Here is a 23605-nt window from a genome sequence, read left to right on the forward strand (position 1 = left end):
CACAAGTCGAACACGCATTGACGCCGCCGGCGGCGCCGGCGGAGAATATGGAGGCCTAAAGCTGCTGAGTCGGCTTGTGCGGCGTCTCGCAACCGCCTGGCGGGTGGACCCAGCTGAGAACGGGACCGCTGAACGCGACGCCAATGGCAGTCAACGGCGGGGGGCCGGCGCGGTGTCGTCCACGGCCGCAGACATGCAAGACGACTGACCTGCAAGACGACTGACTTGCAAGACAAGACTTGCAAGACAACTGACAATGCGAGACCTCGATGGCCCGACGGACCGGCAGCGCCGACCTTCCGCTTCATGGCGGACGCGTACCCGCCTGGCTCGCCGGGCGCATGGCGACGCTCGGAGCCATCATCACCGAAGCGATCGTGCATCATTACGGGCGCGACGCCTTCCTCCAGCGTCTGTCCCATCCCTTCTGGTTCCAGTCCTTCGGCGCCGTCATGGGGATGGACTGGCACTCGTCCGGCATCACGACCAGCGTCATCGGCGCGCTCAAGCGCGGACTGAAGTCCCGCGAAGATGAACTCGGGATCTATGTCTGCGGCGGTCGTGGCCGCCATTCGCGCAAGACCCCCGACGAGCTCGCAGTTCTCGGCGACCGGCTCGGGGTCGATGGCGCGGCGCTGACGCGGACCAGCCGCCTGGTCGCCAAGGTCGACAGCGCCGCTGTACAGGACGGCTTCGATCTCTACCTTCATGGTTTCTTCGTTACGGCGAACGGCACTTGGACCGTGGTGCAACAGGGCATGAACGAGGCCAGCCGTCAGGCGCGGCGCTACCATTGGCACTCGCTCGGACTGACCAGTTTCGTCGAGGCGCCCCACAGCGCCATCGACGGCAAGCCCCGGGGCGACATCATCAATCTCACCGATCAGCGCGCCGCGCCCTCGCGCAGCGCCCAGCTCGAGCTTCTGACGATGCTCGGCCCCGACGCCATCGTCCGGGAATTCGCCGCGCTCGGCGACGACAACGGAGGGCCGGAACAGCCGCTCCTGCCTCATCTGGTGATGCCGGCCCATCACGACGTCCGGGCCAGCGACGTCTTCACCCGACGGCTGCACGGCACGCTTGCAGCCGCCGCGGAAGCCGGACCGCGGGACTTCCCCGATCTCCTGCTCACGCCCGGCGTCGGCGCCCGCACTGTGCAGTCGCTCGCCATGGTCGCCGAGGTGGTGCATGGCGCGCCATATCGGTTTCGCGATCCGGCGCGCTTCTCGCTCGCCCACGGCGGCAAGGACCGTCACCCCTATCCGGTGCCGCTCGCGGTCTATGACGAAACCATCCGCGTCATCAAATCGGCGCTGTGCAAGGCGCGGCTCGGCCGCGACGAGGAGATGCAGGCGCTCAAGCGACTCGACGACCAGGCGCGTCGTCTGGAAGCAGAGGCCGAGGGCCCCTCGTTTGACGCCTTCGTCGCCGCGGAACGCGCGGCCTCTCCCGCCCGCGGCGGACGCAGCGTCTTCGGCTGGGAAGCAGAGAATGCGGCTGCGGCAACCGGTGCGGACCGACGGCGCTGACAACGACCGCTCATGGTCGCTGGCGCGCCGCGAAGCGGGCATCGAATCGGGGCCGCTGACATGCATTTCATGGCCTGTCCAGACAGGCGCGCGCCGCCCAGTTTTGGCATGATCACCTCGTTCGATTCGCCCGCGATGGCCGGCTGCAGCTCAGCTGCTGCTCGACCCTGCATACGACGGGCGAATCGTCGTGACCGGCGTCGATTGTGCGGTGCGCGGTGAGGCTCGAGAGCCGGTAGCCGCGCATTCGTTCGGATCACGTTACGCTTCGGGCCTCGTCAGGGGCCGCGAGCGGAGCGTGTTAACATCTCGTTAACCAAGCCGATCCTAGCCTTTCGAGAGGCTTTTGCGAAGAGGTGCTTGCGGTGGCGATTCCGTCGTCGTGCGCACCGGATTTCTAAGACAAGTGACGTGAGGACAGTGATGAAGCTCGAACAGGACGCCATCCGCCTTCTGCAGTCCATGCAGCGCAGTGACGGCCGCAAATACACCGCCGGTGCGATCGACCGCAGCCGCTACGAGCTCCTCGAGCAGGAAGGTCTCATCCAGGGCACCCGCGTCGGTCCCACCGACATCGTCTACACGCTGCTGCCCGCGGCCGAGAAGATTTTGCACCCCTCCGACGCCCTGCATTGATCGACCGGGCCGCGCGCGGCCCGTGGCACAGGTGCGCTGAAGACCTTAGAATCAGGACGCTGGTGTCGTGCCCGGCGGCGCTCTATCCGGCGACCAGCGGAGCCGACGCCCGGCTCGATGCCATGATGAATGATCGCCGCGTGTTGCGAGACGTTGAAAACAGAAGGCCGTCGCATGCGACGGCCTTCTGTTCGTCCGATCCTTGACGTGAGATCTAGCGGACCCACCACGACGAGAACGGGTCACCGGCAACCTGTCGCTGTTGCGGCACCATCGGTTGCTGCTGGTAGTAGTAGCGTCGGGCGACGCGGCGACGTGCGGGCTTGCGCGCTGCCACCTTCGTTTCCTTCGCGGCGGAACCGGCGGCCGCCAGCCGCGCCGATTGTTCGGCCGGGATCTGTGCAAAGGCTTCGCGGGCCGCCGGCTTCGGCTCAGCTGCAACCGCCGCAACCGCCGTTGTCGCCGCCGACGGAACAATGGTTGGAAGCGACGTGTCGATGACGACGCGCTCCGGCCCTTTCCTGGTCGACTTGATGCGGATGGTCGACGGGTTGAAAGCACGCGGCGACGATGCCGTAGGTTCGGGCGGCGGCAGATAGGCATTGGCCGTGAACATCAGCGCCACGAGCAAGCCACCAGCTCCGGCGAGAAAACGAAAATAGGACATGGCGGCGGATCCAACTCTTTGACTGGCACGACCGGATCGGCGCGATCGCTCGACGCGAATGCGGCCCCCGCAGGCTCTCGACAATGCCGGTAACGGACGGTAGTTCCCGCCCATCATGCGCAGCGACGAGAGTTGGTCGCATTGCATATTATTGTGGTTCAATCAGCGTATGGAGGGCTTGATCTAGATCAGCGATTTGGATCAACGCTCGGCAGAGGCAAGACGCGTCGGCGCACGGCCACGGTCGATCCGGTGCCCCGTTGCAGCTCTGGCAATTGTGGCACCCTTCCTTGCATGACCGGCCTTGCCGCGACGCGCGAGCCTCTGACGAGCCTCGGCCGCCTTGCGGCGCGCGGCCATCGCGGCTTCCTTCACCTTTTCGAGAAGACCACGGATCTCGGGCGCCAGTTCCACCGGCACCGCCATCGCATCCCTGGCGCTCGACAGGCCGCCGAAGCCGACACAGGGCGCGTCAGGAGGAAGCTCCCGCGGTACCGTGAGGCGCCGATCGGCGGTCGTCCAGCTCTCGGCCACATTGCCGGTGATGCGGCGGACATAGTTGCGGGTTTCGTCCGGAAGTGAGCTACGGCGGGCCAGCCAATTCTGGATTCGCCCGGGGCCGGCATTGTACGCTGCAGCCGCGAGGCCGATATTGCCGAGTTGATCGCGCAGCTTGCGCAGCAGTCGTGCCGAGGCAGGCAACGCCTTCAGCGGATCGAAAGGATCATCGAGCCCGACCTCGGTCGCCGTCTCCGGCATGAACTGGGCAACGCCCTGGGCGCCGACATGGCTGACTTCATCGAACTTGAAATTGCTTTCCTGCCAGATCAATCGGGCGAAGAAGCTCACCGGAAGATTATTGGATTCGGCGGCCGCAGTAAGGGCATCGCAAAACTGCGCCATGGTGACCATCGGCCGCGGCGGCGGAGTCGGTTCCTCGGTCAGCTTCGGCAAACCGGCTTCCGGCGAAATTGTCAGATCGGAGGAATCCATCAACGCGACAGTGAACACGAAACGCTGCTCGAACGTGGCAAATGCCTCGGCATCAGCGGGTTCAGCGGCGCCGGACTGTACGGCACCTGAAGCCCGCTCGATGGAACCGAGACTCACATCCCCAAACAAGCACGGCGCCGCCACCAGCGCCGCTAGCACATACCGCATCCCCGACCGACTCCCCAAGAGACGGTCGGTGAGTGCGCGTCCAAGCGGCCGCTTTGATGGATGAGTTGGGGCAAATTGATGATTTGTTAACCAAACGCAACAGATCCCGTGGATGGAAGCGGTTGGTCGATGATCAGCGGTTTCAAACCATCACGCGTGCCCTCCGCTGCGTGGTGGCAGCGGCACCTTTCTACCGCGCAAGCGTCTGGTGCCAGGAGTGCGCCTAATGGGCCTTAGTGCGGCGCCTACATCAGCTCGCCGGCTACTTCGATACCGCTTCCGATTTGAGGCCGATCAACGTGCCCGCCGTAATCGAATGCATTCTCGATATCCTCCCGCCGAAGCTCGGGACGTACGAACGCAGATCAATCGGTCACGACCGGTGACCACGGCAACGCGTCTGTCGCGTGATCGGCTGCGGACGCTCGCTCAGATGAGGGGCATCCATGGCTCACAAACAGATTTTATTTCACTCCGCTGCCCGCGAGAAAGTGCTCCGGGGTGCAACACTGCTGGCCGATGCCGTGCGCGTGACCCTTGGTCCGAAGTCGAAATCGGTTCTGATCCAGAAGAGCTGGGGCGCTCCCATCGTCTGCAACGATGGCGTGACCATCGCCAAGGAATTCGACCTCAAGGATCCGGAGGAGAATCTCGGCGTTCAGGTACTGCGCCAGGCGGCTGAGAAGACTGGAGACGTGGTCGGCGACGGCACCAGCACCGCCACGATTCTGGCCCATGCCATTTTGGCCGACGGCGTGCGCAACGTCGTCGCCGGAGCGAGCGCGATCGACCTCAAGCGCGGCCTCGACCGCGGCCTGCGAGCCGCCATCGGAGCCCTGCGCGACATGGCTCGTCCCGTCACATCGAAGGCGGAGAAAGCCCAGGTCGCCACCATTTCCGCGCACAACGATCCGGTCATCGGCCAACTGGTCGCCGACGCGATCGAAAAGGTCGGAGCCGAGGGAGTGATCTCGGTGGAAGAATCCAAGACGACCGAAACCACGCTAGTGTGGCGTCTCGCAATTGCCTACCGCCTTCGCGGCAACCCTCTCGTAGGCAATTGCGAGACATAAGCCACACTAGCACTTTGATTTTGCTAGTGTCCCTATGTCTCCGAATGACCGTGAGAGCGCGAGGCAAACGTAGCGGTAATTCGGAGACGGGACACTAGACGTCGTCGAAGGCATGAAGTTCGAGCGCGGCTTCATATCGCCCTATTTCGTCACCGACCCCGAGAGGATGGAGGCGGTGCTCGAGGATCCCTATGTCCTCGTCTGCGACCACAAGATCGGCGCACTGCGCGACCTCGTCAATCTGCTCGAGCAGATCGCGAAATCGGGACGACCGCTGCTGATCATCGCCGAAGATGTCGAAGGCGAGGCGCTCGCCACGCTGATCGTCAACCAGATCCGCGGCGTGCTCAAGGCCTGCGCCGTCAAGGCACCCGGCTTCGGCGACCGGCGCAAGGCGATCATGGAAGATATCGCAGTGCTGACCGGCGCCCAGGCCATTTCAGACGAGCTCGGCCTCAAGCTCGAGAATGCGACGCTGAATCAGCTAGGCCGGGCCGTGCGAGCGGTCGCCGACAAGGATTCGACGACGCTGATCGGCAGCAGCGGCGACAAGAGCCGGATCGACGGACGCATCCAGCAGATCCGGCGCGAAATCTCCAACACCACCAGCGAATATGATCGCGAGAAGCTCGAGGAACGTCTGGCGAAGCTGTCCGGCGGCGTCGCTGTCGTCCGCGTCGGAGCGCCGACCGAAGCCGAGATGAAAGCGCGAAAGGAAGCGCTCGATGATGCCATCAATTCGACCAGGGCGGCCGTTGCCGAAGGGATTGTCCCTGGCGGCGGACTGGCGCTGCTGCGCTGCATCGGTTCAGTCGCCCGGGAAGAAGCGATCGCCGACGGCGACGAGCGCACCGGACTTCAGATCCTGAAACGCTCGTTCGAGGCGCCCGCCCGGCAGATTGCGGCCAATTCCGCCGTCGACGGTGGAGTGGTCGTCGCCCGCATGATCGATGGCAGCGGCAATGTCGGATTCGACGCCGCGCGCAAGGAGTATGTCGATCTGGTCGGAGCCGGGATCGTCGATCCGGCGAAGGTCGTGCGCACGGCCCTGGAAAACGCCGTGTCGGTCGCCGGCGTCCTGCTTTTGACGGAAGCGATCATGACCGAGATCCCGGAGCCGAAGCGCGAGCCGGCGACCTCTCCCGACACGGCGCTATGAAAATCGCGTTATGAAATAGACGCGCGAGGGCCGGATCTCTTCAGGCCTCCGATGATGGCGGCGCAGACACACCTGGCGATCCAGCTGTCGAGGCCAACGCACTGCCATCGCCGTAGCGCGCCAGCAGCACCTGAATCAGGATCACCGTCTTGGCATCCTGGATCTCGCCGGACCGGACCATCCCGGCGGCTGTGTCAAGCTCCACTTCGAGGATGTCGATGAACTCGCCTTCCTCGGCCAGACCACCTCCCGACGTGAGACGGTCAGCCGGCGTATAGTCGCAAAGAAAGAACGTGATCTTCTCTGCGACCGCCGCAGGCGTCATGTACAGGCTGAACAGCCGCTCCGGTGCAGTGACACGCAGTCCGAGCTCTTCCTCCGCTTCCTTGACGATGCGCACCTCCGCCGCCTCGTCGTCGAGCTTGCCGGCGCATGCCTCCAGCAGCGCAGGCGCATGTTCCTTGAGGAACGGCGGCAGCCGGATTTGGCGCGTCAACAGCACGGTCTGCCGTGCCCGGTTATAGGGCAGCAGTACCGCGGAATCGCCGTTGTCATAGACTTCGCGACGCTGATCCCGCCACTCGCCGCTGCGAAGACGCTGCTGATAGTCGACCCGGGTGAGCGTACCGCGCGACTTCGCCAACTCCTCGCGCCTGATGATGCGGACCGGATCGTCCGCCGGCGCATCGTCCGCCCGCTTGGGCGTCGCCGCCTCCGCCGCATGGGAGCTCACCTCGGCCACCCGCGGCGTTACGCCCGTAATTTCACTGACCAAAGATCTGAACAGATCGGACGATGTCATCGATCACCCCTATCGCCAGTAACGGGACGCCGACCGCGAGGTTCCTTCTCGCCGCCTCTGGCGGCACCAATCCCTCGAGTCGATCTGTTGCATCAACCGGTCATTTCAATCCTGCGTCATGTCGATCCATTGCTGTTGCGGGCGAACGCGTCGCCGCGATCAGGCGATCGCGTTGCGCAAGTGCGTGCTGCAATTGCCGGCGCAGCACGAACAGCTCAGCTTCCGCCGCCGGAGTGCGCGCAGCCTGCAGGGCACGCTCGTGAGCGCGCATCCGATTCCACAACCGGATCACTTCACGACTTTGCACCGTCACGGCGGCGCCGTCGACCGATGGCGCGCTATGATGGATAGGACCGGCGGACGGAAGGTGGACGATTTCACTCATGACGATTTCATTCATGATCCGGTCTCATTCACGTCCCCCTTTCCAACGTTCGTATGAGCGCCTGCTGCAATGGGATGCGAACGTTGGAAACGGGACACTAGAACAAATCAGGAACAATAATCAAGCCACCGCAACCAAGACGCCTTTCCGTGCGGCCATGCGTCAGCGCAGCAACTGTCGCGCCTCGTCCGCAACCAGCGCCAGCGGCCGCGCGGCATCGAGGCGATGCCAGGTGACATCCTTCGGCGCCCGCGCGAGCTGCGCATGTACCACCGCGACATTGGCGTCCGACGCGTCGCCCCGGCGGGCTTCGATGCGGTTGACCAGCACCTGTTCCGGCGCTTCGAGCCAGAGGCCGGTCATGGCTACGCCAGCACGACGCGCCAGTTCCCCCACCCGGACTCGATCCTCAACGCGATCGAACACCGCTTCCATCACCACGGCAACGCCGTCGTCGAGCAGTCGCTCCGCTTCCCTGGCTGCCTGTGCATAGACGCTGGCCGAGACCGCCGGGCAATAGGCATCCGGCGGCAATCTGGTTTCGGCGGTCACGCCGTGCAGATGCTTGCGAATACGGTCGCTCGACAGCACCCGTGCGCCGGGCGGCGCGCCGATCTCGGCCGCGAGGACTGCAGCGAGCGAGGACTTCCCGGTGCCGCTGAGACCACCGACGGCGATGAGCCGCGGCGGCACCGGTTTGCAGAGCGCCGCGGCAAGCTGGAAATAGCCGCGCGCCGCCTCGATCAACGGCGCCGACGCAGCGGCCGGCCGACCATGCGCCTGGCTCGCCAGCACGTGCGCGCGGATGATCGCGCGCAGGCTCATGAAGAACGGCAGCAGCCGCACGCCGTCGCTTTCATCGGCGACGTCGAGATAACGGTTGAGAACCAGATTGGCACCGGCCTTGAGATCGCGGTGCCACAGATCCATCAACAGAAAGGCAAGGTCGTAGAGCACGTCGACGGTCGCGAGCGCATCGTCGAATTCGATGCAGTCGAACAAGGTCGGCACGCCATCGACGAGGCAGATGTTGCGCAGGTGCAGATCGCCGTGGCAGCGCCGGATCTTGCCCGCCTGCGCCCGGGCATCGAGCAGCGCGCCGAAGCTGCGCAGGAATTCCTGCGCCCCCGCTTCCCAAGCGCTGACGTCTTCGGCCTTGAACAGGTCAGCCTCGACCAGCGATCGATGATTGACCGCAAGCACGCCGGCGATGTTGGCAAGACCGGCGCCACTGCGGTCCACCGCGGCGCCGGCATGGAAGCGAGCAATGGCCCGGGCAAGCTCGGTCAGAAGCGGCGGAGTCAGCCGCCCCTGCCGCGCGAGGTTGTCGAACAGCGTTGCTTCGTCGAACCGGTTCATTTCGACGACGGCGTCGACCAGCGTCCCGGCGCCGTCGAATGCGAGACCTCCATCCGTCGTCCGGGTGATGTGCCGGGTAGCACGATAGATCGTCGGCGCGGTGCGCCGGTTCAATTCGAGCTCGCGCTCACAGGCGGCGAGCCGCTTCTCGGGGGTGGAGAAATCGAGATAGGGCAGTCGCACGGCCCGCTTCAGCTTCCAGGCCAAAGCGTCCGACAGCACCACTTTCGAAATGTGGGTTTCGATCGGCGGCCGGGCGGTTTCGGTTCGCCCACCCTGCCCGACCAGAAAATCGATAACCTCGGCCTGATCGTCCTGCATTACCCTCACCACCCGGCGGGCTTACGCGACCTTTAAGCATGATCCGGAAAAGTTGGCATCGGTTTTCCGATCGGATCATTGCTCCGTCAATAAGCCGGCGCGCGATGGTTTCGATGTGACGCATCGCGCACCAGGGCGTCGTGCAATGCTCAGATTCGCTCTATGGAATATTCCGTTTCGCGGCGAATCTTGCCGTCCTCGAACTCCATGATGCTGACGACGCAGAGCGCCGTCGCATTGCGGGTGCAGGTATACTCGGTCACCCAGAAATCCAGCCGGCCGCGCACGCGCTCGACACTCAGCATCTTGCGATGGGGCTCCCAGGCGCGAAATTTGCGGATGTTGTCGCGGCCGGTGATGATGCGCCCCGACTGCGGAAATTCGAGAACCGCGTCTTCGGCATAGATCTCGCAACTCGCAACGAAGCCGCGATTGGCGACCTTGCGCCAGTGAGTTTCCAGAACATCCTCGTTGAGCTCGAACAGGACGTCTTCGTCGTCCGCTGCCAGATCGCCCATCAGTTCATCTCCGGTCTCTGCAGTAACTACCTGCGATTCTTCATAAAGCCTTCACGCCGCCAGCGCCTGATCCAGATCAATGTTGCCGGGCAAAGTTGGTGGTTGGCTGCAAATACGAGGAGAAATCGGCATGAATACGCTGACGAAGCTGGCGCTCGGCATGATGGGGCGCCTGCGCCCCAAGCCGCCGCGCGGCGAAGGCGCGGCGCATCTCGCGCTGCCGCCGCCGGCCAAGAGCGGCGGCATGCCGCTGATGGATGCGTTGTCGCAACGGGCTTCGTCGCGCGACTTCGCAACCACCGAACTGTCGCCGGAAATGCTCTCCAGCCTGCTGTGGGCCGCCGACGGCAGGAACCGACCCCATGGCCGGACGGCGCCGTCGGCGCTGGATGCTCAGGAGATCGATATCTACGTCGCCCTGCCCTCCGGCGCCTATCTCTATGACGCCGATGCCCATCGCCTCGATCTGGTTGCCGGCAGCGACCTGCGCCAGGTCACCGGATATCAGGACTTCGTCGACGAGGCGCCGCTCGACTTTGTCTTCGTCGCCGACCACAGCCGAATGCGGCTCGTTCCCGTCCAGAACCGCGACAGTTTTGCCGCCGTCGCAGCGGGCGCGATCGCGCAGAATGTCTACCTGTTCGCCGCGGCCAATGGCCTCGCCACCGTGATCCGGGCCTGGATCGACCGCGAGGCACTGGCGGATGCGCTCGGGCTCAGCCACGACCAGCACGTACTGCTGTCGCAGACGGTGGGCTATCCGAAGAGATAGTACCGCCACGGCCTGTCGACTCTGCCCGGCTGGCGCTCTCCGTAGTTGCCGTCACGGCCAGGCTCGTCGCCCGGTAGTCGGATGCTTCCGACTTCCGTGATCTTGAAGAAACGCCATCCGGCGGAAGCCGGATCGCCATGCCGGGCAAGCGGAACGTCGCGGCGACTGGTTACTGGCCGCGCTCAATGCGCCATGAAGACCGGACAGGTCATGGTCTCCAGGATGCCGCGGGTGACGCCGCCGAGCATGAATTCGCGCAGCCGGGAGTGGCCATAACCGCCCATCACCAGCATGTCGGCGCCGCAGTCCGCGCTGTGCGACAAGATCACGCTGGCGACATCGATGTCGGCGGCCGGCGTGGTCTCCACCGTAACCTTGACGCCATGGCGGGCGAGGTGCTGGGCCATGTCGGCGCCGCGCATCTCGTTCTCGCTCCTCGTTTTCTCGTTGGCGACGATGAAGAGCTCGACGGCCGTAGCCCGCTTGAGCAGGGGCAGCGCATCGTTGGCGGCGCGGGCGGCGGTACGGCTGCCGTCCCAGCAGCAGACGATCCGGCCGAGCTTGAGGCCTTCCTTCTGGATGTACGGCGCGACGATGACCGGACGGCCGGTGTTGAACAGCGCCGCCTCGATCATCAGGTCGTTGTGGACGCCGTTCTCATGGTCGGACTGCATGATCACGCTGAGGTCGAAACGGCGCGCAATGTTGGCGAAGACGTCCGGCGGCCCCATTTCGGTTTCAAGCACCAGCCGATGCTCGTTGGAGACGCCACTGCGGCCGACGGCGGCGTCGAAGCGCGTCACCGCGCCGCGGGCTGCCGCCTCGTTCTCCGCCAGCATGCTGGCGAGGACGTCCGAGGGCACATCCGGCAGGACGAAGCTGGGCAGGTTGGCATGGGCAAAGGAAACCCCCGCCACATGGGCCGCGAACGTCTCGGCAATCGAGATCGCGTAGTCGCGCACATGGTCGCGCGCGGCATCACGTTCGAGCTTCACCAGGATGTCCTTGATCATCGTCGCCTCCGCCTGTTGAGTTGGTATCATAATGACACGCCATCCTCGGCCAGATTTGACGCAGGTCAACTCTGAATGGGCGCCCCCGCCGCCCCGGACGGCGCGGCAATCCGACCATCGATCACCTCGATGATCCGATCGCAGCGGCGCGCCAGGGACATGTTGTGGGTCACGATCAGGAAGCTCGTGCCGTCCTGCCGGTTGACCTGCCGCATCAATTCGAACACGCCGTCGGCCGACTTGCTGTCGAGATTGCCGGTGGGCTCGTCCGCCAGCACGAGCTCGGGGCGCATGGCGAGCGCCCGCGCCACGGCAACCCGCTGCTGCTGCCCGCCGGACATGTTGGTGGCGAGATTGTTGGCGACCTTTTCGAGCCCGACCTGCACCATCAGGTCCATGGCCCGTTGCTCTATCGCCCTGTCGGGAAAGCCCCGGTCGACCAGCATCGGCATCATCACATTCTCAACGGCGGTGAAGGCCGAGATCAGGTGATGGTACTGGAACACAAATCCGAGTGTACGCCCGCGCAAGTGGGTGATCTGAGCCTCGGTCAAGGCCGCGGTATCGCGGCCGTCGATCAGAAGCCGTCCGCGGCTCGGCCGATCGAGCAGCCCGATGATGTTCAACAGCGTGCTCTTGCCTGAGCCGGACGGCCCGATCAACGCGACGAACTCGCCACGCGCCACGCCAAGGTCGATGTCGTGCAGCACCTCCACTTCGGAAGGCAGGCCGAGATTGTAGGACTTGCAGACCTCGTCGAGGCGGACGATTTCGCTAGTGTCCCGTTTCCAAGGTTCGTATTCCATTGCAGCGGGTCCTTATACGAACGCTGGAAACAATGGGACACCAGGTGTGGCGTCTCGCAATTGCCTACCGCCTTTGCGGCGAGCCTCTCGTAGGCAATTGCGAGACATAAGCCACACTAGCACTTTGATTTTGCTAGTGTCCTTATGTCTCCAAATGACCGTGCGAGCGTGAGGCAAATGGGGCGGTAATTCGGAGACAGGACACTAGCATCATTGTGATCTCGTGCGGTTTTGGATCTGACGCTCGTATGAAGAAGGCGATCCAATGCTGATACGAGCGTCAGATCCACCGCACTAGCCACGGATCGCCACCACCGGATCAAGATTGGCCGCCCGCAGGGCCGGAGCGGTCGCGGCGGCAAGCCCGGTCAGCGTCGCCAGCAGCGCCGTGAGGACGAAGAGCTGACGTTCGAGGATGAGCGGGAAGAGTTCGGAGCCGTCAACCTGACGCGCCACGGCGTGCCAGTAGATCAGCGCGCCGGCACCCATTGCCGCCCCGAAGATCGATCCGACGAATCCGAGCAGTCCGCCCTGCAGCAGGAAGATGCGCAGGATCCGCTGCCGCGTCGTGCCCATCGCCCGCAGGATGCCGATTTCCTTGGAGCGCTGGATGACGGACACGATCAGCACCGCCGCGATGCCGAACGCCACCGACAGGCCGACGAAGACGCGGATCAGCGTGTTGGTGCTTTTCTGGGCCTGGACCGCGGTGAAGAACTGGGCATTGGTCTTGATCCAGCTGTCGGCGATCACAGGGTTGGAGGCCCGGATCTGCTGGGCGAGCGTTTCGGCCGCGTAGATGTCCTTGACGGTGATGTCGATCGTGGTCACGCCGCCGATCATGTTGAGCAGCGACTGAGCAGTGCGCAGCGCCACATAGGCGATGCGCTGGTTGGCGCCCTTACTGCCGAGGTCGACCAGGGCGGTGACGGTCAGCACGCGCAAGCGTCCGGAAGCAGTGCTGACGATGATCTTGTCACCGACGCTGGCGCCGAGATCCTTGGCCAGCTCCGTGCCGAGAATGACGTCGTCGCTGGTCAGCCGTGGCTGGCCGGCGACCACGTAATCCGGCACCTTGACGATCTTGAAATAGCTGTCGGGCTCGACGCCCGAGAGCGAGACCGATCGGCTGGCATCCCCTCTCACCGCCAGCGCCGAGCCGGCCATGGTCGGCGATACCACGACGACCTCGGGCATGGCCTGGAGTTCGGCCCGCAGCTTCGGCCACTGATCGATCGACAGGATGCGCTGGCTCGGCCGCTGGATCGCAGCATCTTCGACCTCGCTGCTGCCGCCGCGCAAGGGACGGGCGATCTGGTCGGGCGGCAGGATCTGGATCTGCGGCTGAGAGGTGAGGACGCGCTTGATGAAGTTCGCCTCGAGCCCGGCCAGCATCGCCGACATGAAGACGATCACGGCGACGCCGATCGAGATGCCGACGATGATGAAGACCGTCTGCAGCCGCCCTTCGCGCAGGAAGCGGACCGCGGCGATCCATTCGAATGGCAGCCAGTGGTTCACGGCATCACCGCCCTGATCCGTTGACCGATCAGGATCCCCGCCGTCACGGGGATGGCAAGATCGCCCTCGGCCGCACCTTCGAGGATTTCTGCGCTGCCGTTACCGCGGATGCCGAGCTTGACCGGCTCCCTGGCGGCACGCCCGTTGCGAACGGCCATGATCCAGGGCTGCGACAGCAGCGCATCCCGCACGCTGCGCAGCGGCAGCACCAGCGTATCGTTGCGCCGCGCCGTTTCGATGTCGACGGAGACGGTCATGTCCTGGCGAAGATAGTCCGGTGGTTTTGGCACCACGAGCTTGACCTGCACGGAGGCGCGGGAGATGTCGATCCCCGGATTGATGTAGCTGACGCGGGCCTCGAAGCGCCGGTCGGGATAGGCGTCCGCCGAGGCAAGCGCCGGCTGACCCAAAGCGATCCTGCCGAGATTGCGTTCGTCGATCTGCAGCACGAGCTGGGTATCGCCGCTCGGCGCAAGCACCAGAAGCGCCCGGCCCGGCTGCACCACGGTGCCCTTTTCGACATTGCGCGTGATCAAGACCCCGTCCCGCGGCGCCACGATCGTCGCGTAGTTGAGACGGGAGGCGGCGGTCTCGAGATTGGCGCGCGCCTGGCTGAGCTGGGTCTGAGCCATGATGTAGTCGCTGCCCTTCACATCGGCGGTGAAGACCTGCAGCTCCGCGGTCCTGACCTGGGTGCGGGCCACATCGAGGTTCTTCTGGGCATCGTCCAGCGCTGCCCGGGTGGCGAAGCCGTTCTTGAACAGCTCCGAGGTGCGATCAAAGGTCCGCTGGGCATTGAGTAAAGTGGCCTGGGCCTGGGCCAGCGCCTCGCGCGCTGAGGGCAGCGTGAGTTCGGTCAATTGACGAATGCGCGCTTCCGCCTGATCGACCGCACCCTGCGCCTGAACCACCGCGGCCTTGAGTTCACGCGCCTCGAGCGAGATCAAGGGCTGGCCCTTGACCACGCGCTGGCCTTCCTGGACCAGAACCTCGTCCACCGTGCCGGTGATCTGGCTGCCGATCTCGACCCGGAACGGCGTCTCCACGTGACCACTTGCAACCACGGTCTCGACCAATGCCGCGCGGCGGACCTGGTCGACCACGACGGCGGGACCGAGAACGATCCGGATGGCCTGCCATGATCCGAACGTCACCAGACCCACGGCGACCAGAATGAACCAGCGATGGGCCCACAGGAATCTCACGCCGGCCATGGCACGCTTCGCCTGCTCAGGCGCGATGGGGGGCCGTTGCAGCATCCGCATTGATCCTCAACGGCAACGATCGCCCCCACCTCACCGTTGCGCTGACTACTCATCGCCCGCAGCCGGCGGTATCACCTTGCGGTGAATCAAGCAGATTGAACCGGCGTCGATTTTTCGCCGAAGCGGAACCGTCATGTCCGCGTCAATGCTCGTGGACGTAGCGGCCGGGAGCATCCTCCAGCGCCGGATTGCGCGGCGATCCCATGGTCGGCGGGGCATTCTGGCTGGTTGAATGAGCCGACAACCAGGCGACCCACGCGGGCCACCACGACCCTTGGCGGAGTTCCGCGTTGGCCATCCACTCCTCCGGGCCGATGTAGCGGCCTTCAGCAGGGCGGCGGGCGATGCGAAAGTGTCGCCGCGACGACCCGGGTTCGCTGACCACGCCGGCATTATGGCCGCCGGAGGTGAGGACGAACGTGATCTCGGCATCGTTGAGCAGATGAAACTTGTAGACCGAGCGCCAGGGAGCGATGTGGTCGGTCTCGGTTCCGACCACGAAGCTCGGAACGCGGATGTCGCTGATGGCGATCTCGCGCCCGTCGACGGTGTAGCGCCCCTCGGCCAGTTCGTCGTTGAGGAACAGGTGGCGGAGATATTCGGAATGCATTCGCGCCGGCATCCGCGTGCCGTCGGCATTCCAGGCCATCAGGTCGCTGGGATGCTCGCGCTCGCCCAGCAGATAGCTCTTGATCAGTCGCGACCAGATCAGGTCGTTGGCGCGCAGCAGCTGGAAGCTGCCGGCCATCTGGCGGCTGTCGAGATAGCCCTGCTCGCGCATGACATCGCCAAGAAAGGCGAGTTGGTCCTCGGTGATGAAGAGTTCCAGTTCGCCGGCGTCGGTGAAGTCGGTCTGCGCGGCGAACAGGGTGAGACTGGCGAGGCGCTCGTCGCCGTCACGCACCATCGTCGCCGCAGCAATCGAAAGTAACGTTCCGCCGAGGCAATAGCCGGTGGCATGAATCCTGGTCGCGGGGCAGATATCGGCGACGACATCCAGCGCTGCCATCACCCCGCGGACCCGATAGTCATCGAGGCTGACGTCGCGGAATTCGGCACCCGGATTGCGCCAGGAAATCGCGAACACCGTATGGCCCTGCCCGACCAGGTAGCGGATCAGCGAATTGTGCGGCGAAAGGTCGAGAATGTAGTATTTCATGATCCAGGCCGGCACGATCAGCACCGGCTCGTGCTGCACCGATGGGGTCGTCGGCGCATACTGGATCAATTCGATCAGATCGTTGCGGAACACCACCTTGCCCGCCGTCGCGGCGATGTCGACACCGATCCGGAAGGTTTCATCGGCCGACGCCCCGGTCGCGATCTGCATCACGTCGCGCCGCCAGTTGCGCGCGCCGGCGACGAAATTGGCGCCGCCGCTTTTCGCCGTCGCCTCGATGACCTCGGGGTTGAGCCAGGGGATGTTGGAGGGCGAAAACACGTCGACGAGCTGCCGGGTGCGGAAGGACACGATGCGCTGGTTGGCGCGATCGACGCCGGGAGGACTCTCGGCCACCTTCATCCAGAACTCCTCGGCGAGAAGGAATGCCTGCGAGAACAGCTTGAACGGCTGCTGCTGCCACGCAGTATCGACAAAGCGGTGGTCGGTGGGTTTGGGCGCGATCACCTCCTCGCCACCCGCGGCCCGGACCAGCCGGCCCCATTGCTTCGCCGCAGTGCCAGCGAGATCGGCCTGGCGGAACGGCACGTTGACGTAGTGCACGCCCCAGTCGAGCATCGCCAACCATTGCGCCGTCAGCGACAATCCGCCGGTGAGCTTGCCTTCAGCGGCGTGGAAGAGGCTGTCGAGCTCCTCAGGGCTGATCGGCATTGCCGTCGCCGGCCGCGGCGTCAACGGCAGCGCCGCTGCAATCGGCATCGGCAGCAGACGCTCACGCTCTGCCTGATTGACCGGATCATGAGAGCTATCATGATGGTTGATGATGGTCTGCTGTTGCAACGGCGCGTCGTCCATGGTCGTGTCCTGCCGGTTCTGCGTCAGTGCCCGCTTGCTCGTGTCCGGGGGGCGACAACTCAAGCACGAACGACGGAAACGGGTATTGGAACCCTTACGCCACGACGGTTAAGGGCGTTTGACGTGCCTCAAGTCGAGGGCGCGCCGATGGCAGCGAAGGCAAGCGCAGGCATTTTGATGTACCGACGGCGCGGCAAGTCGCTGGAGGTGCTGCTGGTCCATCCGGGCGGCCCTTTCTGGCGGCGCAAGGAAGCCGGCGCCTGGTCGATCCCCAAGGGCGAGTTCGGTCCGGACGAGCCGGCCGAGACGGCGGCCCGCCGGGAATTCACCGAGGAGCTCGGGCGGCCGCCGCAGGGCGCGCTGATCCCGCTCGGCGAGATCCGCCAGGCGGGCGGCAAGCGCGTGGTGGCGTTCGCCGTCGAAGGCGACTTCGACGAGAGCCGGATCGAGAGCAATCAGTTTGAAATCGAATGGCCGCCGCACAGTGGCCGCCGCCTGCTCTTTCCCGAGGTCGATCGTGCCGCCTGGTTCGACCTCGCACGTGCCCGCGACAGGATCGTCATCGGCCAGATGCCGCTGCTCGATCGCCTCGCCGAGATCAGCAAGGCGCACTGAATACGGCGCGCGGAGCCGGCACACAGCCTCGCTCACGCCTCAGGCGATGGCGCGCGGCGGGCCGCGCTCGGCCGGCGGACGCAACGGTTCGAATTCGTCGGCAGTGAGCGTCTCGCGTGCGATCAGAAGATCGGCGCCGCTCGACAAATCGGCACGACGCTTCTCCAGAATGGCGCGGGCGCGGATCTCCGCCGCTTCGATCAGGTCGCGCACGGCGACATCGATCTCGCGCGAGGTGACTTCCGCCGCGCCGACCACCTGATCCTGCGCCATGCCAAGGAAGGTCTGCGGCCGCGGCGCATAGGTGCGCTGTCCGATGGTGGCGTCCATGCCGTATTTCGTCACCATCTCCACCGCCATCTCGGTCGCTCGCTGCAGATCATCGGCAGCGCCCGTCGACACGTCGCCATCGAAGATCAGCCGCTCGGCGGCGCGGCCGCCGAGCAGGACCGCGAGACGGTTCTTCAATTCGGTGACCGTCAGCAGGAATCGGTCCTCGGTCGGCCGCTGCATGGTGTAGCCGAGCGCGCCGACGCCGCGCGGAATGATCGAGACCTTCTGCACCGGATCGACCCCCGGCAGGTCGGAGGCCACCAGCGCATGCCCCATCTCGTGGAAGGCGACGCGGCGGCGCTCCTCGGACCCGAGCACCCGGCTCTTCTTCTCGATGCCGGCGATGATGCGTTCGATGGCGGCGGTGAAATCCTCGAAGCCGACCGCACTCGCCTTGCGTCGCGTCGCCGCGATCGCCGCCTCGTTGATCAGGTTCGAAATGTCAGCCCCGGTGAAGCCCGCCGTCATGCTGGCGATCTTCTCGAGGTCGACGCCCGGCGCGAGCTTGATCTTGCGGACGTGGACCTCGAGGATCGCGAGCCGCCCGCCGCGGTCGGGCCGGTCGACCAGGACCTGGCGATCGAAGCGGCCGGCACGCAGCAGCGCGGGGTCGAGAATTTCCGGACGATTGGTCGCGGCGAGCAGGATCACACCGGCGCGCGGGTCGAAACCGTCGAGTTCGGCCAGGAGCTGATTGAGGGTCTGTTCCTTCTCGTCATAGCCGCCGAACGCTCCCGCGCTCCGGCTGCGGCCCAGCGCATCGAGTTCGTCGATGAAGATGATGCAGGGCGCGGCCTTGCGCGCCTGCTCGAACAGGTCGCGCACCCGTGCCGCGCCGACGCCCACGAACATCTCGACGAATTCCGAGCCCGAGATCGAAAAAAACGGCACCCCGGCTTCGCCGGCGACTGCGCGCGCCAGCAGGGTCTTGCCGGTGCCGGGCGGGCCGACCAGCAGGATGCCCTTGGGCACATGCGCGCCAAGCCGGCCATAGCTCTTCGGGTCCTTCAGGAACGACACCACTTCCTGCAATTCGAACTTGGCCTCCTCAACGCCGGCGACGTCGGCGAAGGTGACCCTGGTGTCCTTCTCGACATAGACCTTGGCGCGCGACTTGCCGATCGACATCAGCCCGCCGAAGCCCTGCCGGTCGGCAATGCGGCTGCCGAGGAAGGTCCAGATGAAATAGAACATCACCGCCGGCAGCACCCAGGACAGCAGCGTGCCGAACAGGCCGCTCGACGGCTCGCCCGTCACGGTCACACCCTTGGCGGCCAGCTTCTCCGCGAGCTGCTGGTCGACCCGGGCGGTGATGAAACCGGTCTTGCCGTCCGGCAGCTTGTCTTTGTCCTTGACCTTGCCGCGGATCAGGTCCTGACCGATCGTGACCTCGCTGACCGCGCCCTCGCTCACCAACTGCTCGAAGCGGCTGTAGGAGATGGTGTCGACCTGGCTGTAGCTCGTCAGCAGCCATTGCAGCAGCAGCATGCCGATGCTGGCGGCGAACACGTACCAGATGATGATGGTCTGTTTGCGCGACGATCCGTCCGGTTCCACGACAACCTCCTGGCGGCGGCGCCGCCGATCTCTACGCGCGCCACGGCCGCGCCCGCCCGCGTCATCCGAGCTTGACCACCCATTGGATCAGCCGGCTCGCCACCGCGCCGAACGCCGTATTGAAGGCGCTGAGCGCGGCCGGCGGCGTCAGCTCCGAGAGCGGACTGCGCTCCTGGAACAATTCTGCCGCCACGACCTTCCCGTCCTTGTTCAGCACCCGCGCCGCGAAAGCGATGTCGGCGACGGGCTTCTCCTCGCTGTGCACGGTGAAGCTGCGGATCTCGATCAGCAGCTGGTAGTCCGGCGTCACGCTGTCCAGCGGCCGCAGTGGCGCATGGCCGACATCGTAGTTCTCGAAGCTCTGGATCAGCTTCTCCTGGAGCAATTTGGGGATGCTGTCGGCCCATTGCACCTCGGCGAACCCCGGATAATTGTGCCCGGTCGGCGTGATCAGCACACGCTGGGTGTCGAACATCACCGTGCCTGTCGGCTCGGGGAACACGATCTGGTGCCGGATCGGCTCCTTGGCGAAGGCAAATCTCTGCGGCGGCTGAAGATCGAGGATCGCCTTGGGCGCCGGCGGCGTTCCCCCGCCGGTCATCTTCTCGAGCCCGGCCAGGATGCCGTCGATCCGGCCGGTGTTGCGGGCGAGGCCTTCGGAGAAGGTCTGCAGGTTGCCCAGGGTATTCTTGAGCGGCTCGGCATTGTCCGAGAGCACCGCATCGACCCGGCGAAGCGCGTCCCGCGCCGCCTGGGTCATGCTCTGGCCGGCGCCCGGCTCGGCGATCAGCACCGGCACCGGGCCGGAGGCGGTCTTTTGCGTTCCGCCCTCCAGCGCCACCACAGGAACGCCGGTCAGCCCCTGGAATTCCAGTCCCACCTTGGTGTCCGCCCGTACCGGCGTCGCGATGGCGACCGCGATCGTCGCATTCACCTGCCGCGGATTGTCCGGCGCGAGACCGAGTTCGGTCACCTCACCGACCTTGATGCCGTTGAACAGCACGCCGGCGCCGACCAGGAGTCCCGGCACCGGGCCGTTGAACTGGACGTGAAAGACGTTGCGCGCGCCGATGCCGCCGATGTTGTGGAGCCAGTAGACGAAGCCGAACACGGCCATGATCGCCGCCAGCACGAATGCGCCGACAATGACGAAGGGAGCGCGGGTTTCCATGGCTAGCCGACCTCACTCTCGCGGTTGAAGCATCTGAGAGCGCTTGCCATGGAAATAGGCTCGCACCCAGGGGTGTTCGCTGACCAGCAATTCAGGCATCGGGCCGATGGCGACGATCTTGCCGTCCGCCAGCGCGGCAACGCGGTCGCAGACGGTGTTCAGGCTGGCGAGATCATGGGTGACCATGAACACCGTCAGCCCCAGGGTCTGCTGCAGCGTCTTGATCAGGGCGTCGAAATCACCGGCCGAAATCGGATCGAGGCCGGAGGTCGGCTCGTCGAGAAACAGGATCGCCGGATCGAGCGCCAGGGCACGGGCCAGCGCCACGCGTTTGGTCATGCCGCCGGACAATTCCGCAGGAAACTTGTCGCCGTCCTCGGGATCGAGGCCGACCATTTCCAGCTTGGCGGTCGCGATCTCGTCCATCAGGGGTTCCGAGATGACGAGCTTCTCGCGCAGCGGAAACTGGATGTTCTGTTTCGCCGTCAGCGACGAGAACAGCGCGCCCTGCTGGAACAGGATGCCCCAGGCCCCGGCCGCCAGCCGGTTCGCCCCGTCGCCGTCCATGGACAGGCCATCGACGACGATCTCCCCGCTGCGCTTGGGAATGAGGCCGATGATGGTCCGCATCAGCACCGACTTGCCCCCGCCAGAGGCGCCGACCAGTCCGAGAATCTCGCCGCGGCGGACCTCGAGAGACAGATGATCGAGCACCGTGGTGCGACCGAAGCCGACCACGAGATCGCTGACGCGGATTGCCGGCTGGCCTGAGGCGGCGAGCATCGTCACATCCCGATCGAGGCGAAGAACACGGCAAAGATGCCGTCGAGCACGATGACGAGGAAGATCGATTTCACCACCGATGTCGTGGTCTGGCGGCCCAGGGATTCCGCGCTGCCCTTGACGCGAAGCCCCTCGCCGCAGGCGACGATGCCGATCACCAGCGCCATGAAGGGCGCCTTGATCATGCCGACCTTGAAATGGGTCACCGACACCGCCTCGTGCAGGCGGGCGATGAAGATCTCGGGGCTCATGCCGCCGTAGAACCAGGCCACCAGCCCGCCGCCGTAGAGCGCGGCCATGGAGCCGAGGAACGTGAGGATCGGCAGCGCGCAGATCAGCGCAAGAATGCGCGGCAGGATGAGCACCTCCACCGGGTCAAGCCCCATGGTCGAGAGCGCGTCGATCTCCTCGCGCATCTTCATCGACCCGAGTTCGGCGGTGTAGGCGCTGCCCGACCGGCCGGCGACCATGATGGCGACAATCAGGACGCCGATCTCGCGCAGCACCAGGATTCCGACGAGGTCGACCACATAGGATTCCGCACCGAAGCGGCGGAAATGGAAGATGCCCTGCTGGGCGATGATGGCGCCGATCAGGAAGGTGATCAGCGCCATGATCGGGATCGCCTGCCAGCCGACGCGATAGAGATGATAGACCAGCGAGGTCAGGCGCAGCGATCGCGGCCGGCGCAGCGTCGACAGCAGCGCCACAGCCAGGGCGCCGAGCATGCGCAGGAAGACGGTGATGTCCTCGGTCGCCGCGAAAGCGGACCGGCCCACCTGCTCGACATTGTCGACCAGGAAGTTGCCTGGCGGCGCCACCTGCGGCTTGCGGCGATTGACCTGACGGACCTCGTCGATCAGCCCGGCATATTTGTCGGCGACGCCGACCAGTTCGGCCCGACGCCCGGCGCCGGCGACCTGCCGCGACAGCTTCTCCAGCATCCAGGCGCCGAGCGTATCGAGCTCCGTCACGCCGGAGAGATCGATCTGGAGTGCCCCGGCATCGGCGACCTGGGATGAAGCCTGGTCCCGCAGCCGTTCGAGGACCTCGACATGGGCCGCCGTCCAGGCGCCTGCCGGGCGCAGCCGCAGGCCGCTCGCCGCAACCACGGAATCGAGTACGGGGGCGGCGGCAGTCACGATCGACCTCGTTGAACCATTGCCATGCTCCGCTTCTAACGACGGTTCCGCCCCGACCCTTGACGTGCCTCAAGCCGCCGAGGCTCAAATCACGGCCGCACGGCCGCCGCCCTCGACGACGCGGCCCGTGGGATCGCTGCAGTGTCGCCACCCGCTTGATTCAAATCAAGAGCGCAACCGTATGCCGGCCTAGTCTTGCCCCGAACCCGTGGGGCTGGAGACCATCCGATGCCGCCAAGCAACGATTTGCGCGACGAATTGCATGCCTTGAAACGCGATCTTGCACGCATCCTGGAGGCGGCCAACGCCCGCATCGCGCAGGACTCGAAGACCCGCATCGACGACGTCGCCGAACAGATCAAGGCGACGCTTGGCGATCTCGGCGACACCCTGCTCCACGAGGAAGAGCACGTCGAGAAGCTGGTGACACAGCGGCCGATCGCCGCACTCGCCTCTGCCTTGGCCGTTGGCGTCGTGATCGGTCTCTTGCTGAGGAGAAGCTGAGTGAGCTCCGACGACATCGCACGCAACCTTCGGGCGCTCTGGCGTGCGGACAAGATCATCGCCGACATCCGCCTCCGGCACATGCTGGTCGGCCTCGGACTGAAGGCTTTCGCGGCCCTGATCGCCGCTTTCGGCCTGCTGATGTTCGAGCTCGCCGCCTATTTCGCACTGGTTCAGGTCTGGAGCGCGATCGTCGCCGCGGCGGCGCTCGGCGCCTTCAATTTCGTCATCGCGGGCATTATCCTGCTGATCGCGGCGCGGCAGCCGGCCGGGCGCGACCTCGAGCTCGCCAACGAGATCCACGGCACTGCCGTCGACGCGCTGCAACTCGAGGCGCAGGTGATGCAGTCCCAATTCAGCGAAGCCTTCCGCAATCCGTTGAACAGCATCCTGCCTTCGCTGATCGCCCCGCTCCTGACCATCGTCCTGCGTAGCCTGCGCAAGACCAGGGCCGCGCCCGAAGGGGAGCAGCGTTGATCTTCGCCCCCCGTTCGAGAACCGTTTTGAACAGCCCGCAATTCGCCCGTTCGCAGAAGTG

At 65.2% G+C, this 23605-nt stretch carries 21 protein-coding genes and 2 pseudogenes; 8 read left to right on the forward strand and 15 right to left on the reverse strand.

The window, feature by feature from the left end:
* The first annotated feature begins 269 nt into the window (after positions 1 to 269).
* Together DB459_RS25635 and DB459_RS25640 are read left to right on the forward strand one after the other, a co-directional pair.
* Positions 270 to 1529, forward strand: coding sequence for a DUF763 domain-containing protein (locus DB459_RS25635; RefSeq protein ID WP_253709660.1), 1260 nt, complete (start codon positions 270 to 272; stop codon positions 1527 to 1529).
* Between the two features lie 411 nt (positions 1530 to 1940).
* Positions 1941 to 2165, forward strand: a complete 225-nt coding sequence (locus DB459_RS25640; RefSeq protein ID WP_253709662.1) for a hypothetical protein — start codon at positions 1941 to 1943, stop codon at positions 2163 to 2165.
* A 214-nt stretch (positions 2166 to 2379) separates the two neighbouring features.
* Here the strand turns inward: DB459_RS25640 and DB459_RS25645 are convergent, their stop codons facing one another.
* Positions 2380 to 2832 carry a hypothetical protein gene (locus tag DB459_RS25645; RefSeq protein WP_253709680.1) on the reverse strand — a complete coding sequence of 151 codons (453 nt, stop codon included), beginning with the start codon at positions 2830 to 2832 and terminating at the stop codon, positions 2380 to 2382.
* A 201-nt stretch (positions 2833 to 3033) separates the two neighbouring features.
* Positions 3034 to 3984, reverse strand: coding sequence for a lytic transglycosylase domain-containing protein (locus DB459_RS25650; protein WP_253709682.1), 951 nt, complete (start codon positions 3982 to 3984; stop codon positions 3034 to 3036).
* Positions 3985 to 4439: 455 nt separating this feature from the next.
* Here DB459_RS25650 and DB459_RS25655 point away from each other — a divergent pair.
* Both DB459_RS25655 and groEL read left to right on the forward strand, forming a co-directional pair.
* Positions 4440 to 4988 (forward strand): annotated as a pseudogene (locus tag DB459_RS25655) (TCP-1/cpn60 chaperonin family protein); the annotation flags it as partial.
* A 161-nt stretch (positions 4989 to 5149) separates the two neighbouring features.
* A pseudogene (gene groEL / locus DB459_RS25660) lies at positions 5150 to 6225 on the forward strand (chaperonin GroEL); the annotation flags it as partial.
* 40 nt (positions 6226 to 6265) lie between these two features.
* Here the strand turns inward: groEL and DB459_RS25665 are convergent.
* The 4 genes from DB459_RS25665 to DB459_RS25680 all read right to left on the reverse strand — a co-directional run bounded on the left by DB459_RS25665 (position 6266) and on the right by DB459_RS25680 (position 9610).
* Positions 6266 to 7027: an NUDIX domain-containing protein gene (locus DB459_RS25665; RefSeq protein ID WP_253709685.1), complete on the reverse strand. Its 762-nt coding sequence runs from the start codon at positions 7025 to 7027 to the stop codon at positions 6266 to 6268.
* Between the two features lie 100 nt (positions 7028 to 7127).
* The gene (locus DB459_RS25670) at positions 7128 to 7427 is read right to left on the reverse strand and encodes a hypothetical protein (protein ID WP_253709687.1); all 300 of its coding nucleotides are present in this window, start codon (positions 7425 to 7427) and stop codon (positions 7128 to 7130) included.
* A 147-nt stretch (positions 7428 to 7574) separates the two neighbouring features.
* Positions 7575 to 9092 (reverse strand): bifunctional aminoglycoside phosphotransferase/ATP-binding protein, encoded by a 1518-nt coding sequence (locus DB459_RS25675; protein WP_253709690.1) that lies wholly within the window; start codon positions 9090 to 9092, stop codon positions 7575 to 7577.
* A gap of 149 nt (positions 9093 to 9241) precedes the next feature.
* Positions 9242 to 9610 carry a nuclear transport factor 2 family protein gene (locus tag DB459_RS25680; RefSeq protein WP_253709693.1) on the reverse strand — a complete coding sequence of 123 codons (369 nt, stop codon included), beginning with the start codon at positions 9608 to 9610 and terminating at the stop codon, positions 9242 to 9244.
* A gap of 130 nt (positions 9611 to 9740) precedes the next feature.
* Between DB459_RS25680 and DB459_RS25685 the strand changes: the two genes are divergently transcribed.
* Positions 9741 to 10382 carry a SagB/ThcOx family dehydrogenase gene (locus DB459_RS25685; RefSeq protein ID WP_253709695.1) on the forward strand — a complete coding sequence of 214 codons (642 nt, stop codon included), beginning with the start codon at positions 9741 to 9743 and terminating at the stop codon, positions 10380 to 10382.
* A gap of 182 nt (positions 10383 to 10564) precedes the next feature.
* On the opposite strand, the gene DB459_RS25690 is transcribed toward DB459_RS25685, so the two are convergent.
* From DB459_RS25690 to DB459_RS25710, 5 genes are all read right to left on the reverse strand, one after another.
* Positions 10565 to 11395: a universal stress protein gene (locus DB459_RS25690; protein WP_253709698.1), complete on the reverse strand. Its 831-nt coding sequence runs from the start codon at positions 11393 to 11395 to the stop codon at positions 10565 to 10567.
* A 65-nt stretch (positions 11396 to 11460) separates the two neighbouring features.
* Positions 11461 to 12201 carry an ABC transporter ATP-binding protein gene (locus DB459_RS25695; protein ID WP_253709701.1) on the reverse strand — a complete coding sequence of 247 codons (741 nt, stop codon included), beginning with the start codon at positions 12199 to 12201 and terminating at the stop codon, positions 11461 to 11463.
* A gap of 294 nt (positions 12202 to 12495) precedes the next feature.
* Positions 12496 to 13722 carry an ABC transporter permease gene (locus tag DB459_RS25700; RefSeq protein ID WP_253709703.1) on the reverse strand — a complete coding sequence of 409 codons (1227 nt, stop codon included), beginning with the start codon at positions 13720 to 13722 and terminating at the stop codon, positions 12496 to 12498.
* Complete coding sequence (locus DB459_RS25705; protein ID WP_253713703.1) at positions 13719 to 14936, reverse strand: efflux RND transporter periplasmic adaptor subunit; 1218 nt, start codon at positions 14934 to 14936, stop codon at positions 13719 to 13721. The genes DB459_RS25700 and DB459_RS25705 overlap by 4 nt, the downstream gene beginning before the upstream one ends.
* A 193-nt stretch (positions 14937 to 15129) precedes the next feature.
* Positions 15130 to 16962, reverse strand: coding sequence for an alpha/beta hydrolase (locus tag DB459_RS25710; RefSeq protein ID WP_253709706.1), 1833 nt, complete (start codon positions 16960 to 16962; stop codon positions 15130 to 15132).
* A 147-nt stretch (positions 16963 to 17109) separates the two neighbouring features.
* Between DB459_RS25710 and DB459_RS25715 the strand changes: the two genes are divergently transcribed.
* The gene (locus DB459_RS25715; RefSeq protein WP_253709709.1) at positions 17110 to 17577 is read left to right on the forward strand and encodes an NUDIX domain-containing protein; all 468 of its coding nucleotides are present in this window, start codon (positions 17110 to 17112) and stop codon (positions 17575 to 17577) included.
* Positions 17578 to 17616: 39 nt separating this feature from the next.
* On the opposite strand, the gene ftsH is transcribed toward DB459_RS25715, so the two are convergent.
* The 4 genes from ftsH to DB459_RS25735 all read right to left on the reverse strand — a co-directional run bounded on the left by ftsH (position 17617) and on the right by DB459_RS25735 (position 22563).
* On the reverse strand, positions 17617 to 19467 hold the full coding sequence (gene ftsH, locus DB459_RS25720) for an ATP-dependent zinc metalloprotease FtsH (RefSeq protein WP_253709712.1): 1851 nt from the start codon (positions 19465 to 19467) through the stop codon (positions 17617 to 17619).
* 61 nt (positions 19468 to 19528) lie between these two features.
* On the reverse strand, positions 19529 to 20638 hold the full coding sequence (locus DB459_RS25725) for an MlaD family protein (RefSeq protein ID WP_253709715.1): 1110 nt from the start codon (positions 20636 to 20638) through the stop codon (positions 19529 to 19531).
* A gap of 12 nt (positions 20639 to 20650) precedes the next feature.
* The gene (locus DB459_RS25730) at positions 20651 to 21421 is read right to left on the reverse strand and encodes an ABC transporter ATP-binding protein (protein WP_253709718.1); all 771 of its coding nucleotides are present in this window, start codon (positions 21419 to 21421) and stop codon (positions 20651 to 20653) included.
* 2 nt (positions 21422 to 21423) lie between these two features.
* Positions 21424 to 22563, reverse strand: a complete 1140-nt coding sequence (locus DB459_RS25735; RefSeq protein WP_253709721.1) for an ABC transporter permease — start codon at positions 22561 to 22563, stop codon at positions 21424 to 21426.
* Positions 22564 to 22791: 228 nt separating this feature from the next.
* Between DB459_RS25735 and DB459_RS25740 the strand changes: the two genes are divergently transcribed.
* Positions 22792 to 23067, forward strand: coding sequence for a hypothetical protein (locus DB459_RS25740; protein WP_253709724.1), 276 nt, complete (start codon positions 22792 to 22794; stop codon positions 23065 to 23067).
* On the forward strand, positions 23068 to 23544 hold the full coding sequence (locus DB459_RS25745) for a phage holin family protein (RefSeq protein WP_253709727.1): 477 nt from the start codon (positions 23068 to 23070) through the stop codon (positions 23542 to 23544).
* Positions 23545 to 23605: the final 61 nt, after the last annotated feature.

The organism is Bradyrhizobium sp. WD16, assembly GCF_024181725.1.
Lineage (GTDB): Bacteria > Pseudomonadota > Alphaproteobacteria > Rhizobiales > Xanthobacteraceae > Bradyrhizobium_A.